This is a genomic window from Pseudoalteromonas sp. P1-16-1b (assembly GCF_001401785.1).
Lineage (GTDB): Bacteria > Pseudomonadota > Gammaproteobacteria > Enterobacterales > Alteromonadaceae > Pseudoalteromonas > Pseudoalteromonas undina.
This window is the reverse complement of sequence record NZ_LKGQ01000001.1, coordinates 109856-124028: the sequence shown is the minus strand read 5'-3', so window position 1 is coordinate 124028 and position 14173 is coordinate 109856. Positions and strand designations below refer to the sequence as shown.

Annotated in this window: 12 protein-coding genes; 7 read left to right on the top strand and 5 right to left on the bottom strand. The window is 39.7% G+C overall.

The window, feature by feature from the left end:
* From AN392_RS00505 to AN392_RS00495, 3 genes are all read right to left on the bottom strand, one after another.
* On the bottom strand, positions 1-951 hold the full coding sequence (locus AN392_RS00505; protein WP_055011499.1) for a carbohydrate kinase: 951 nt from the start codon (positions 949-951) through the stop codon (positions 1-3).
* A 116-nt stretch (positions 952-1067) separates the two neighbouring features.
* A complete protein-coding gene (locus tag AN392_RS00500) occupies positions 1068-3461 on the bottom strand; it encodes a TonB-dependent receptor (RefSeq protein WP_055011498.1) in 2394 nt (797 codons plus the stop codon).
* A gap of 167 nt (positions 3462-3628) precedes the next feature.
* Entirely contained in the window at positions 3629-4858 is a 1230-nt protein-coding gene (locus AN392_RS00495) for a sugar MFS transporter (RefSeq protein WP_055011497.1), read from the bottom strand.
* Positions 4859-5030: 172 nt separating this feature from the next.
* On the opposite strand from AN392_RS00495, the gene gtfA reads away from it, so the two are divergent.
* Positions 5031-6503 carry a sucrose phosphorylase gene (gtfA, locus tag AN392_RS00490; protein WP_055011496.1) on the top strand — a complete coding sequence of 491 codons (1473 nt, stop codon included), beginning with the start codon at positions 5031-5033 and terminating at the stop codon, positions 6501-6503.
* A 74-nt stretch (positions 6504-6577) separates the two neighbouring features.
* Here the strand turns inward: gtfA and AN392_RS00485 are convergent, their stop codons facing one another.
* Positions 6578-7609, bottom strand: coding sequence for a LacI family DNA-binding transcriptional regulator (locus AN392_RS00485; protein ID WP_055011495.1), 1032 nt, complete (start codon positions 7607-7609; stop codon positions 6578-6580).
* A gap of 81 nt (positions 7610-7690) precedes the next feature.
* The gene (locus tag AN392_RS00480) at positions 7691-8584 is read right to left on the bottom strand and encodes an AraC family transcriptional regulator (RefSeq protein WP_010389287.1); all 894 of its coding nucleotides are present in this window, start codon (positions 8582-8584) and stop codon (positions 7691-7693) included.
* A 194-nt stretch (positions 8585-8778) separates the two neighbouring features.
* Between AN392_RS00480 and AN392_RS00475 the strand changes: the two genes are divergently transcribed.
* The 6 genes from AN392_RS00475 (at position 8779) to AN392_RS00450 (ending at position 14130) form a co-directional block, all read left to right on the top strand.
* Entirely contained in the window at positions 8779-10299 is a 1521-nt protein-coding gene (locus AN392_RS00475; RefSeq protein ID WP_055011494.1) for an aldehyde dehydrogenase family protein, read from the top strand.
* Between the two features lie 326 nt (positions 10300-10625).
* The gene (locus tag AN392_RS00470; protein WP_055011493.1) at positions 10626-11231 is read left to right on the top strand and encodes a DUF998 domain-containing protein; all 606 of its coding nucleotides are present in this window, start codon (positions 10626-10628) and stop codon (positions 11229-11231) included.
* A gap of 114 nt (positions 11232-11345) precedes the next feature.
* Complete coding sequence (locus tag AN392_RS00465; RefSeq protein ID WP_055011492.1) at positions 11346-11555, top strand: hypothetical protein; 210 nt, start codon at positions 11346-11348, stop codon at positions 11553-11555.
* A 71-nt stretch (positions 11556-11626) separates the two neighbouring features.
* Entirely contained in the window at positions 11627-12178 is a 552-nt protein-coding gene (locus tag AN392_RS00460; RefSeq protein WP_055011491.1) for a GNAT family N-acetyltransferase, read from the top strand.
* A gap of 43 nt (positions 12179-12221) precedes the next feature.
* Positions 12222-12422, top strand: coding sequence for a hypothetical protein (locus AN392_RS18610; RefSeq protein ID WP_055011490.1), 201 nt, complete (start codon positions 12222-12224; stop codon positions 12420-12422).
* A gap of 235 nt (positions 12423-12657) precedes the next feature.
* On the top strand, positions 12658-14130 hold the full coding sequence (locus AN392_RS00450; protein ID WP_055011489.1) for a S41 family peptidase: 1473 nt from the start codon (positions 12658-12660) through the stop codon (positions 14128-14130).
* Positions 14131-14173 lie beyond the last annotated feature (43 nt).

Here is a 14173-nt window from a genome sequence, read left to right as displayed (position 1 = left end):
TTATTGCGAAAGTGTTTGCTGCGTGGGAAGCGCAGGAAAAGCGCCTTTAGCTAAGCAAGCTTTTGAGCCACAGCGAAGACCAAAGTGAAGCGCTTTTTTTACTATTGACTCATCATTTAGCTTATCAGTAAGTGGCACTGCATTATCGCTGTGGTTTAAGTAGTACAGTACGCCAGCAATAAAAGCATCACCGGCGCTGGTGGTATCTACAGCGGTAATTGTTGGAGCTGATTCACTGAGGGTAAAAGCGTTATGGTAAACAGTCGCTGGTGCCGGACCATCGGTTAAAAACACCAGCGTGACGCCTAATTCAAGCAGTGATTGTAAGTAGGCATCAGCTGATTGTTGGCGTTGCGTTGCTAAAAAATTTAACTCATCACGTGAGAGCTTAACAATATCGCAATACGCGTAGCATGCATGCACGTTTTGCTCAATGTCATTGCTATTTTGCCATAAACTGTAGCGTAAATTTACATCAAAGCTAACGAGTTTGTGGTTGTTTTTAGCCTGCTTTAAAGCACACACAGTGGTTTTTGCTATAGCTGTATTGGTTAAGGTGTTTGAACAAAAGTGTAGGGTACTCAATTTATCCCAATTAATAAGCTTTAAATGCTCATTCGTTAACAGTAAATCGGCTGTTTGATGACGATAAAAGTTAAAGCTGCGTTCGCCGCTTTCATCTAGGCTGACAATAACCATAGCTGTTTGCGCGCCTTCTATGGTAAATAAATACTCAGTATCTACATTATATTGCTCAAGCGCATTAGTTAATTGTTTAGCAAAATAATCATCTCCCATACCGCCACAAAACGCAGCTTTGCCGCCGAGCTTTGCGTAACCTACTGCCACATTAGCTGGAGCACCTCCTGGAATGGGCAAATAAGCACTGTTTTGAGAGTCTTGAGGCAGCATATCAATAAGCAGTTCACCAAGGCTAAGTAATTTGGTCATAGTGTAAATCCTAAAAAACCTAGCATGGCTAGGTCAAAATTCAAGGGAGAATTATTAAAACTAGTGTAACAATCGCTGAACAAACATAGCTTCAGCAATTGTTACACTAAAATTGGTTAGTTAAACGCGTATTTAAACGTCAATGACGTTGTACGGCCATTAATAGCACGTGCGCGTATAATGTTGTTATCAGGTATTGAGCCTTCTTCTGCTTCAGTAATACCTACCGTATCGAATAGGTTATTTACGTTTAACGCAATATTAAGATTTTCTGATAAATCGTAGCTTACAAAGCCATTTACTTGAGTGTAACCATCAAACTTAAGATCGTTATTATCTTGAGCATAGGCATCGGTAGTACCAATAAAGCTTAGGCCTGCAGAGCCTTTTTCATAAGTGTAACGTGCCATTAATGAGTAAATTAAATCAGCTTGGCGACGAGGCGTATTACCAACCACTTCAGGGGTAAGTGCATCTTTTGCAATTTCAGCGTCTGTCCACGTTAAATTACCACGAAAATCCCATGCATCAATAAAGTAGGTTGATTCAACCTCAATCCCTTTTGCTTCATATTCGCGGTCAAAAAAGGTTTGTGATGTCGCTTCAAAGTTTTGCTCTTCAGTTTGTGCATAAAATGCCGTGGCAAAAACTGACAGTGAATCAAAGCGCTTTTTAATACCAAACTCATACTGGTTTACTTCATCAACGGCATCTTCATCGGCTACTGAGCCATCGGCGCGAACTTTACCAAATAAAAGTCGGTCAGCATTGGCGCGACCGCCTTTACTCAATCGTGCAAACGTTGCAAGGCTTGAGTCAATTTGGTAATTGGCACCAATTGAATATGATGCGTAATCCCAGTCGTAATTAACAGGGCTGGCATTTGCAAGGTCAATACCTGCAACATTTTGTTCAGGAACAGAAATCACACCGTCGCGATTCATATCAACGGTTGAGGTAACCGCGCCTGCATAGTTACCACGTGCTTCACCGCTGTCATAACGGGCACTAGCATCAATACTTACGTCACCCACCTTAGTTGAAAATGCAACATAGGGTGCACGAGTGTCGTATTCTGTGTCGTAATCACGTTGGCAACAGTTACCCCAAAAAGGCGTGCCATAAGCGTATAAGCCATTTTCAGAGAATTCAGTCCCATCGGCGGCTGTTACATTTAACAGCGCAGCGTTATCACCTTTGAGCTCCATTAGGTAGGAATTCCATAACCACGACATGGCAATATTTTGGGTTGACGCATAATAGCCAAAAGTAACGCTAGTATCATCGCTTAGCGATTTAGTCAGTTTGAAGTCGTTAACAATTGAGTCAAAGTCATTCATGGTTACGTCAAACGTATGAATACGCATGGCTAAATCATCGTTAAATGCAGCACCTGTGGTCGCATTACTAAGCGTTGCACCCACACCACCAATACTTTGCGCTATAGCTGATGCATCACCAACTTCAGCTGGGATCAATGAATTAAAATTACCGCTTACAGATGATTTACGAAAACGATTTTCAATACGCCAATCGTTGTCTAAATCAAATACAGCCTCAAAACCAATTGAGTCAACTTGCGGATTCATACCATCGCGAATATCGCCGTTGCTTATTTGATTTTCGCCGTTTAAGCGCACTGTTTTAGTAAATAATGCCGAATGCGGGGTATCTGATTGTGCGTCAAACCCAGGAATTGAGTCACCATTTGCATACATTGGCATAGGTAAGTAGCCAACACTTTTATCATCTAAATGTTTGTAATAAAGACGCACGTATCCATTTTCAAAATCTTTGGTCAGGTTGGCTTTAATTTGCCCACCTTTATTTGATGTGTAACCTGTTTCACGTGGGCCTTCACCTTGACGTACAAAACCACCAACATGAAAGCGTACAGTGTCATTTAAATATGTGCCATATTCAAAGTCAGTTCGAATAGTATCGTAATCTAGGCCAAGTGTAGTTGATACGCTGCCCGATTCGTTTTCGCCATTTTTTGAAATGAAATTAATTATGCCACCCGGTGCATTGCTGGCTGCGGTAGAGGCTGAACCACCGCGAATAGATTCAATGGTTTGCACTGTGTTATCTAAGCGCATAAAAATGTCAGCGTTACCAAATGCAATATCGCCATATTGTAAAACAGGTAAGCCATCTTCTTGGAGCTGTAAAAATTTAGCACCACCAGAGGCAACCGGTAAACCACGTACTGCAATGTTGGCATTACCTTCACCGCCGGTTGATTCTGAGCGAACCCCAGGAATAATTCTAAATGCCTCAGCGGTAGAGCGAGGCGTAGACACCTCAACTTGCTCAAGCGACACACTGCTTACAGAAGAACTTGACGCCATTATCGTTGTACGGCGGGGGACACCGGTAACAACAATTGTTTCGAGTCCTTTGTTGGCTTGCGCTTGTGTATTTTGCTCTTGTTGTTGTGCATTAACGCCTTGGCTAACGGCGAGCGCTAAAGCACTGATCAAATATAAAGGTGTGTTGTGTGTTGTCATGTGAACGCCTCGTTTTAAACCCAAAGGGAAGTTGTTATTTTTACTTAATCGATTAAGTAAAAATAACAAAGTTTTTACAATAAGCAAATTATTTTGTTAATTATTTGCTGTTTTTTTACTCAAACATTGATTTTTATAATGTTTTTATAGCATTAAAAGTTGTTTGTTTACTCAGCGACTAAGTTACTTTGCTCTAATGCTGCTGCTGATGGGTCACGAATATAATTAAATAGCATAGCCAAAAATAATATGACTGCAAAACCCGTAGCTAAATAAAAACCGTAGCGTACGTGTCCAAAGTAATCGCTGATCATACCCATAAATAAAGGTGCTAAGGCGGCTGACAGTGCGGTAAAAAATAATATAACGCCGGCTACTGCACCGTGTTGATGCACAGGAAAACACGATATTCCCTTAGAGTTTAAAGTAGGGTAGACCATCGACATAAATAAACCTGAGAGAGGTAATAAAGCCACAGCCCAATCAACGCCGCCATAAAGAGTGCCAACGTAACACAGCGCAATGCCAAAGCTTAAGTAAGCCATAACTCCTTGCCAACTAAACCTATTCAGTAACCATACCGCAATAAAACGCCCTGCAGCACGTAACACAAAAAAGATTGTAAGTGCGTAAGTGGCCAGCAGCGGCCATGAGCCAGTGTAATCTTTTAGCAGAGTAGGCATCCACACGTATATGGCGACTTCGGTGGCAACATATAAAGCAATTGCAAGTGAAAAACCCAGTGCATAAGGATTTTTAACCATTTTTATAGTCGTTTTTAGTGAGGCTGGCTTATCTGTACTTTTTACCACAGCAGGGTAATCGGCACGCCAAGCAAGCAATGCCAAAATTAAACACATAATGCCAGCAATGATGTAAAGGTAAGTCCAACTTACATTTTGAACCAGCAGCACGCCAACTAAAGCAGGGCCAACAATGGCTCCAATGCCAAAAAAGCCTTCTACTTTATTCATGGTTTTGGTGTGCTCTTCGTTGCTATTAGAAATATCACCTAAAAGTGCCAATGCACCGGTTTTAAATAAACCAATGGCGAGGCCAATACAGCACAGTAAAAAAACAAAAAATATAAAGCTGCTGCTAATCGCAAACAAAAAACAACTTGCAGAGAATATTAATAAACCAAGCATAATCGTTTTTTTACGGCCAAGGCTATCGGCTAAAAAGCCTAGAAATAATCCACTTATTGCAATCATGGCCATAGGCGCATAATGAAACGCACTGGCTTGGGTCATACTTAATCCAAAATCGCTTATGAGTTCGGGAATGATCATGCCAACGGCGTCAGAGGTCATGGCAAACATAAAAAACATCATGTATGTGAGCCAACGAATTTGTTGCAACGGATCGCTGCTTACGTGTGTGTGTGATTTTGTCATTTGCTTTTCCTCGTTAAATGCTTGGTAACACACATTAAGTTGTCAGTAACTTATTGTAGTATTAATCGAGCCACGATATTTGTATGTAAAATATTTAAAAATTACTTGTAAATTCTCACTTGCTAGTTAAAGATATATCTTAATCGATTAAGTTTCAACTTGGTAATCACACATGATGAAGAATAAAGTTCAATTGATCACATATGCTGATCGAATCACCGGTAAAGATATAAACGCATTAACAGCACTTCTAAAGGGTCCACTTAAAGACGTTTTTGCAGGGGTACACTTATTACCATTTTATAACCCAATAGATGGTAGCGATGCAGGTTTTGACCCAATTGATCACAGTGAAGTTGATGCCCGAATAGGAACTTGGTCAGATATTCAAGCACTTGGAAAAGACCATGATTTAATGGCCGATTTAATAGTGAACCATGTATCGGCGCAATCGTTTCAATTTCAGGATGTGCTGGCCAAAGGCAAAGCCTCTGAATTTTGGGATTTATTTTTAACCAAAGAAGACGTATTCCCTAATGGGATGAGCAACCAAGAACAACAAGCCATTTACCGTCCACGGCCTGGAAGCTGTTTTACACCAATGAAATGCGGTGATGGTCAAACGTATGATTTTTGGACCACCTTTACCGACAACCAAATTGATATAAATGTAAAAGTAGAAGCAGGCATTGCCTATTTAAATAACGTACTTACTAAATTTTCTGCTAACAACGTAAACATTATTCGTTTAGATGCAGCGGGTTATGCCATTAAGCAAGCAGGTACTAACTGTTTTATGCTTGATGAAACATTTGCCTATTTAGATAAACTCTCAAAGCAGGCAAATGATTTAGGCATGGAAACCATTGCTGAAATTCATAGTCATTATCAAACTCAAGTTGACGTGGCTAAGCGCGTAAACATGGTATACGACTTTGCTTTACCCCCGCTTATTTTACACAGCTTATTTAATAATGACGTAGACGCACTGCTTAAGTGGTTACAAATTTCACCACGTAATTGTTTAACTGTACTAGACACCCATGATGGCATTGGCATTATTGACGCGGGTCCAATGGGCGATAAGCCAGGGCTGTTAAACGCATCTCAAATAGATAATTTAGTAGAAACTATGCATGCCAACAGCAATAACCAGAGCCGTAAAGCAACAGGTGCAGCTGCAAGTAACGTCGACCTCTATCAAGTTAACTGTACGTATTACGATGCATTGGGCGCAAATGATTTTGATTACTTATTATCTCGCGCCATTCAATTTTTTGCACCGGGTGTACCACAAGTATATTACGGTGGTTTTTTTGCTTGCAAAAATGATATGGAGCTTCTGGCGAGCACGAACGTTGGTCGTGATATTAATCGCCCTTATTTAGATGCCGCTAAAATAGATGAAGCGCTAAATAAGCCGGTAGTAAAAGGATTAATAGCGTTAATTAAAATACGTAATGAACACCCTGCATTTGCTGGTGAATTTACTGCTCAAGGTGGCGCAAGTGTATGTTGTTTAATGTGGAAGCTTGAACAACAGTCAATTTCTTTGAGTATTGATTTTACAAGTCGTACCGCACTTATTACACAGGTTAATGGTGCTCAAGAAACCACTTTAAACTTACAAAGTTTATTAGTTTAAATAGCTTTATTTGTTGAAAACCAAAAAGCCAAGCAACTTAAGCTTGGCTTTTTTATCTGCGCTACTAACAGCGCTCAGCTACTTGCACCAATATCGAGTGCGTAACCTACTTCGTGTTGTTTTTCTTCTTTAGAAATAAATAAGTTAGCAGCTATTACACCTTTTTCTTGGCTATTTTGATGAATAGTCGTAAGGCGAGGCACAAAACGGGCTGCTTCTTCTATGCCATCAAATCCAACAATACGTAGCTCATTCCCTATTTTTATCCCTTGTTTTATTGCTTCTCGCATGGTGGCGAGGGCGATTAAATCACTCATACATATAATCACATCAGGGCGTGGTGAGGCGTTTAATACTTCTTTTGCAGCTATGCTGGCAAAACGCTCGCTACTTTCAGGAATATTCCAAATGCGGTCGTCGGCTACCGTTACATTCGCTTCATTTAACGCACGCTGATAACCTCGTAAGCGTTGGTGAGAAATAGATTGACCCGTTTCAAACTCATGATGTTCGTAAACTCGGCACAATACATTTTCATCGAGTAATCTCAAGCCCAATATTGCCACGTTATCAGTTGCACTGTGCAAAACATGTTTGGCTATTTCGTAACTGGCTTGTTCGTTGTTTATGTTAATTGATGCGTTGCGGGCAATATCAAAATCCACAGTAACCACATGTTTTTGTACTGTTTTTAGTTGCTCTACCAGTGTTTTATTTCGCGGGCGACCATAACAAATAAAGCCATCAACAAAATCAACAACGTTATTGAGATTGTCGCTATTGCCTGAAAACAATAAAACATTAATGCCGTTTTTTTCAAGCACTGAGGTTACACCACGCATAAAGCTACTGGCGACAGGGTCTGACACCATATATTCCACGCTATCTGGCAGCACTAAAGCAACAATATTAAATGTGCCACTTCGCAAAGATTGCGCCGCTTTATTAGGGCCATAATAACCGAGCTCTTTGCAAGCTTTAAGTATGGCTTCGCGTCGTTTAGCCGAGAGTTGATCAGGGCGATTAAACGCATTTGATACCGTAGCATTAGACACACCTAACTCTTTGGCGATACTTTTTAATGTCCAGCGGGTGGGTTTACTCATCAGCGACTCATTACTACTTAGCAGGAAATTAGTAAATTAACATATTAGGCTGTTTAATATAACAAAAACTGTTGCATTGAGTTAATGCCGACACTGTTTAGGTGCAATCCCAAAGGTTTGCTTAAATAAACGGCTAAAATGACTGGCGCTATTAAAACCAAGGTCGTAGCACACTTTACTTATAGCTTGGCCTTCTAATAAAAGCGTGCGGGCTTTTTTAAGCCTAAGTTGTTGCTGCCAAAGCGCAGGGCTGGTGCCAAAAGCGAGTTTAAATTGCTGGTAAAACTTACTACGACTCATACAAGTTATTTTGCATAATGTGTCTATGTCGAGTGTGTCGCTTAAATGCTCTTCAATGTATTGCAGTGCATCACTCACGTTACTTTTTAGGCGCAGTTTATCGCAGTTGGCCATTAATAAATCGCGGCTTTGTTGTTGCAGTAAACGGGTGATCAATTCGTTTAACGATAAATCAATTAAGTAGTGTCGCTCGGCGCCTTGCTCACTAAATAAATGCACCATTCGCTCTAATAACTGCTGAGTTTGCGCATTATGTTGGGTATGCACTAAATTAGGGCTGTATTCAAATAAGGTATCACTAGCAAAGTTTTGCTGCATATTAAGCGCATTAGCCACATTGGTTATTTTATCGGTGCTGATTTCAATCGCTAAACAGGTGGTAGGTGAGTTGAGAGTTGCCTGTGGAAAATCAATCAGCACCCCTTGCTCGGGCGCTAATACAAACGATTCGTGGGGTAAAAACGCTTTATGATAATGACTATTCTCAACATGCATAATTTTCTTGCCACTAAGCATGGCACAAAACAGTAATTCGTTTGAATGCAGCGCCACTTTTTGCGCACTTTTATAAGTATCATAAATACTCAGTTCGCTGTTGTCGGCAGCAAAGCTCACTTTGTTTTCAATAAGTACATCAAGTTGTTGGCGTTTTTTATTTAACTGTGACGAATACATAATCAGCCTTTTTAATGATTAAATCGTTTGGACTCACAGACAATTTTTTTGGACTGCTAATCAAGTTTTTAAGCGCTTAATAGTCTAATGTCAATCAATACCGATTAAATATAAAGCAACTAGCTACATTACTCTAACAAGTTGCTGGTATTTCGGCTTAGACTTTTAGCTAACAACAACAAGAGAACACACATATGATTTACGCAAATCCAGGCACAGCAGACGCACTCATCACATTTAAACAGCAGTATGGTAACTATATTGGCGGCGAGTGGGTTGAACCCGTTAATGGCCAATACTTTGAGAATATTAGCCCTGTAAATGGCAAAGTGTTTTGTAAAATTCCCCGCTCTGACAAAGACGATATTAATTTGGCGCTTGATAAAGCGCATGCCGTAAAAACGCAGTGGGGCACAACCTCAGTTACCGAGCGCAGTAATATTTTATTAAAAATTGCTGATCGCATTGAACAAAATCTAGAGCTACTTGCAGTGGCCGAAACATGGGATAACGGTAAAGCCATTCGCGAAACCCTCGCCGCGGATATTCCACTTGCTGCGGACCACTTTCGTTACTTTGCCGGTTGCTTGCGTGCTCAAGATGGCAGTATTGGTGAAATAGACGAAACCACGGTGGCGTATCATTTTCATGAACCATTAGGTGTTGTAGGGCAAATTATTCCGTGGAACTTTCCAATTTTAATGGCTGCATGGAAGCTAGCGCCGGCACTTGCAGCAGGTAACTGTGTGGTACTTAAACCTGCTGAGCAAACACCCGCATCAATATTAGTGTTAATGGAAATTATTGGTGATTTACTGCCTGGCGGCGTGCTAAACGTAGTAAATGGTTTTGGTAAAGAAGCTGGTGAAGCACTGGCAACTAATACGCGTATAGCTAAAATTGCCTTTACAGGCTCAACCCCTGTAGGCTCACATATTTTAAAATGTGCGGCTGAAAATATTATTCCTTCAACGGTAGAGCTTGGGGGAAAATCACCTAATATTTTCTTTAGCGATGTTATGGAAAAAGACGACTCATACCTAGACAAAGCAATTGAGGGCGCTATTCTTGCCTACTTTAACCAAGGTGAAGTATGTACTTGCCCATCTCGCTTGTTTATCCAAGAAGATATTTATGAGCAATTTATAGAGCGCATTTTAAAACGTACCAAGCAAATTAAACGCGGTAACCCACTAGACAGCGAAACCATGGTAGGTGCGCAAGCCTCTAAAGCACAGTTTGATAAAATTTTAAGTTATATTGATATTGGCAAACAAGAAGGTGCTGAAGTACTCAGTGGCGGTCATGTTGAGCAACTTAGCGATGAGCTAAATGGTGGCTATTACATTCAACCTACTTTATTAAAAGGCACTAACGATATGCGCGTGTTCCAAGAAGAAATTTTTGGCCCCGTTATTTCAATGTCGACCTTTAAAGACGAAGCCGAAGCGCTCGAATTGGCTAATAGCTCAGAATTTGGTTTAGGCGCAGGTGTATGGAGCCGTAATATGAACCGCGCTTATCACTTTGGTCGCAAAATAGAAGCCGGTCGCGTATGGACCAACTGTTACCATATGTACCCAGCACACGCTGCGTTTGGCGGTTATAAAAAGTCTGGTATAGGCCGCGAAACGCACAAACTCGCGCTCGATCATTACCAACAAACTAAAAACTTATTAGTAAGTTACAGCGAAGATCCCCTTGGCTTCTTTTAATAACGCGTTTTAGTTTAAACAAACAACCTATAAGTAATGAAAGCGCTGCATTGTTGTAGCGCTTTGTTTTTTTTAAAACTAATACTGATAGCATTTGATTAGTGGTTAATTATAATAATAAAGAAATGATTTATTAATGAAGCGAAATAAAACCTCAGTGAATCATGCACAAAGAGGGTAATAAGGCGCTGGGTTGAAAAAGTAGATTAAAGGTTCTAGCTCAGGGTTGTTTGTACAAGCTCACAGCTCGTCACTCGAAGCCGGCTCATTTTCTCCTCTGTGTTTAAAAAGGCTTTAGTGAATTAATCACAAAAAGGATTATGGTGATGTTTGAAACGATTGCGATTTATTCAGGGTTAATAGCCACATTATGGATATTCATTGGTGTTTATGTAGCAAGTCGGTTTTATAAAGGTTACAGCCATTCTAAACAATTTTGTAGTGAATTAGGTGCAACAGGAAGCCCAACTGAAAAACTGTCGCCGCTAATTAATAATTATCCTTTAGGTTTTCTATTTTGCTTTTTTGGCTGGTATTTGGCGCAATTGGCTAATGTTTCTATATTGGTTAATATTGCTGGTTGGTTAGTTATAGTGCATGGTATTGGTACCTGGGTTGCGGGTTATTTTCCTATGGATGCTGACCCATTTACTAAACATCCAACTTTTAGCTGCAAGGTACATTCTTGGGCTGGTTTTATTATGCTACTTTCGCTGGTTGTAGCACCAATATTAATAGCTATTAGTCCAACCACAGAAATTACTCCTTTATACTTTCGTGTTTTTTCAATTGTTTCTGTTATCGCTACAGTTTATTATCTGTTTGCTATGGCTAAAGCAATAAAACTACAAAGTAAACCTGGTACCTATCAACGTATCTCTTATGGTATTCAATTAAGTTGGTTAAGTGTTTTTTCAATAGCATTAATTTAAAACAATCACTAGTGCCTATCATTTGTTTAAACGTTAGGCTTGTCAATCTAAGAAATACATCAGCATTGTGTTGATTTTAGCTCATTATTTGGGCTTATAAATCAAGGAAGGCTCATGAATATAAACCACACTAAATTCCGTTTTATTTTACTAAGAGGTCCTTTAGGCTGGGGAATTCCTACAGCTATTTTATTTCAATTAATCATGCACCTTACAGGTGAGCAAGATTTTTTTGATGGAATCATTTCATCTTTAATAATATTTCCTTTAGTAGGCATATTATTTGGATACTTTATGTGGCATTCAAAACATAAAAAGAACTAAATAACTGAGAGACCTACCTTAATTACTTGGTTTTTTTGAAAGTTTTTAGCTGTAATTACAAGAAGGTTTGAGTGAAAATTTGTGAAACCCAAAGATTGCTTATTCGGCAGTTTTCAATTGATGATGTGCCGGCATTAAGTGAAATTCTTAGTGACGATAAAGTGATGAAATACTCAATTCGTGGTGTGTGCGATGAAGCTGCAACTGGTGAGTTTATAAAGTGGTGTATACAATGTTACGATTCATATGGTTTGGGGCCATGGGCATTAATAGATAAAAGCAGCGATTTACTGATTGGATTTTGTGGTATTTCCCCACAAAGTATCGCGGGTAACGAAGAGCCTAATTTAGGATATCGATTAGCGGTCGATTTTTGGAATAAAGGGTTAGCATGCGAAGCGGCTAAAGGTGTTTTAAAGTATGTGTTTACGCAAACTACTCATCAATCCGTTGTTGTTATTATTGAACCTGAGCATATTGCGTCATTGAGAGTAGCAAAGAAAATTGGCTTTACAGATTATAGCAATCATGAATTTCATGGTCGTGCCGTACAGTTATATCGATTAACAAAGGCGCAGTGGAATGAATGGACTTCTTTAGATGCTGCTTATGTAGCTACCTAAAGCTCAAGATAGTTAACGTTGGTTTGTTAAAAGGAGATTTTTAATGGATATAGATTCTCACATAGTTCAGCTTGAAAAAAATAACCGAAAGTTATTTAGTGCATCTCATTATTTGGGACTTACGATAGCGATGGCTGTTATTGTTTTGTTGTTAATGTTTTATTTCAGCCCATTGATAGGGCTTGCTTGTTCAGGTTTTGCTGCTTTCTTTTTAAACTTTTTTCTATTCACAGTATACCTTTAGAAAACTCAACGCCCGCATAACACTACTGCAAATCAAAATTGAACAAACCGCTAAGTAAGCTGTTGCTCTTAATTTAAAGCCAGTTCATTTTACATTTTACTCATTGTTAGCTGCTTTTATTGTTGCTAAGTTATTGCTGTAAAAAAATTTGCTGATACTTATTGGATTTAAGATATTTTTAGTTCCACCAGATGAGTTTACAGTAATTATATAACCTAAGCTAAAATGGATTTTCATGAACATAAAAACAAAAATAGTTAGCCGTACTTTATTGAGTGCTTTATTAATTACGCCTACCTTGAGCATGGCAGAATTAGCAGTTACTCCTCAAACACCAGAGCAATGGCGCAGTGTTACTGATCGTGATATTGAAGCTGCTTACAGTATTTCGGCAAAAAACCATCCCGGTATGTTTGATCTTAACAATCCAGTCTTTCCTGAGCTATTAAAGCAAGCAAAAGCAGAAGCACTTGCACTGTCTGCTAAAGCGAGCGGGCCACAGGTTCATGTTGCGGCAATAGCGCGTTTTAGTACTGTGCTACAAGATGGTCATGCTGGTGTGTTTTCACGTGTTGAACGACCTGCTCGTCGCTGGCCTGGTTTTCGTGCAGTTTGGCGGGGTGATGCACTAAAAGTGTATTACAGTGAAACAGATAATATAAATAAAGGAGACGTGATAACTGGTTGCGATGGGCAAAGTACAGAGACGTTAATGCGACAAAGAGTGTTTAAGTTTCATGGACAGGTTACACAGCCTGGGCATTGGTGGCAGCAAGGTTGGCGGTTACTAATTGATGAGGGCAACCCATTTTTAACACCTCTAAAAGAATGTCAATTTGTTAAAGCCAATGGACAATCCTACAGTAAAACCCTTGATTGGTCTGTTCAGCCACAGAGCGTAACTAAGCATTTAACACACGCCTATAATGGGGATGAGCTTGCAACCGATTTAACTTGGCCTGCACAAAACACTGCGTGGATTGCTATGCCTAGTTTTGCAAATAACGATAAGCAAACTAAAGATTACAATAACCTTTATAAGAAGGTGACGAGTCAACGTTCCAAGTTACTCAGTGCAAAAACGGTGGTTTTAGATCTTCGTCATAACCAAGGTGGCTCGTCGTATTGGAGCTTAACGCTTGCAAAAGCGTTGTGGGGTGAGCAAATTGTTGAACAAAAAATGGATAGCTACTCACAAAATAGCCGGGTTTGGTGGAGAGCGTCGAAAGACAATACTAACTATGTAAAATCGTTAATTGACGTGGTAAAAGATCAACCTGAAGTTCATGAACTGATTAAAGAAATAGCAGCAGGTATGGCGCAGTCACTTGAAAATAATAAGCCATTTTACATTGAAGAGCTGCAAAATAAATCAAACCTAAGCGAAAGTACGATACCAGTAAGTGACTTCAAAACACCGGTTGTTGTTATTGTACCGCCACAGTGTGCAAGTGCCTGTCTTGACGCCATTGATGTATTTAAGCAGTTTTCAAACATTCAGTTATTTGGCGCGCCAAGCAGTGCTGACTCACTGTATATGGATGTTCGATTAGCTGAGTTACCCTCAGGTTTAGGTAAAGTGATAGTGCCTAATAAAGTGTATGTGAATAGAGCAAGAGGAAAGGGCGATTATTATAAACCCGATATTGCCTATAACGATATTGATTGGACAACCGATAAGCTATTAGAAAAAATTAAACAGTTATAAAAAAAGCCGCTTAATGAGCGGCTTTGACTTTTCAACTATAAGG

Excerpts from the sequence above, each read along its gene's own strand:
- AN392_RS00505 (WP_055011499.1), bottom strand. The coding sequence starts at position 951 with ATGACCAAATTACTTAGCCTTGGTGAACTGCTTATTGATATGCTGCCT.
- AN392_RS00500 (WP_055011498.1), bottom strand. The coding sequence starts at position 3,461 with ATGACAACACACAACACACCTTTATATTTGATCAGTGCTTTAGCGCTC.
- AN392_RS00495 (WP_055011497.1), bottom strand. The coding sequence starts at position 4,858 with ATGACAAAATCACACACACACGTAAGCAGCGATCCGTTGCAACAAATT.
- gtfA (WP_055011496.1), top strand. The coding sequence starts at position 5,031 with ATGATGAAGAATAAAGTTCAATTGATCACATATGCTGATCGAATCACC.
- AN392_RS00485 (WP_055011495.1), bottom strand. The coding sequence starts at position 7,609 with ATGAGTAAACCCACCCGCTGGACATTAAAAAGTATCGCCAAAGAGTTA.
- AN392_RS00480 (WP_010389287.1), bottom strand. The coding sequence starts at position 8,584 with ATGTATTCGTCACAGTTAAATAAAAAACGCCAACAACTTGATGTACTT.
- AN392_RS00475 (WP_055011494.1), top strand. The coding sequence starts at position 8,779 with ATGATTTACGCAAATCCAGGCACAGCAGACGCACTCATCACATTTAAA.
- AN392_RS00470 (WP_055011493.1), top strand. The coding sequence starts at position 10,626 with ATGTTTGAAACGATTGCGATTTATTCAGGGTTAATAGCCACATTATGG.
- AN392_RS00465 (WP_055011492.1), top strand. The coding sequence starts at position 11,346 with ATGAATATAAACCACACTAAATTCCGTTTTATTTTACTAAGAGGTCCT.
- AN392_RS18610 (WP_055011490.1), top strand. The coding sequence starts at position 12,222 with ATGGATATAGATTCTCACATAGTTCAGCTTGAAAAAAATAACCGAAAG.
- AN392_RS00450 (WP_055011489.1), top strand. The coding sequence starts at position 12,658 with ATGAACATAAAAACAAAAATAGTTAGCCGTACTTTATTGAGTGCTTTA.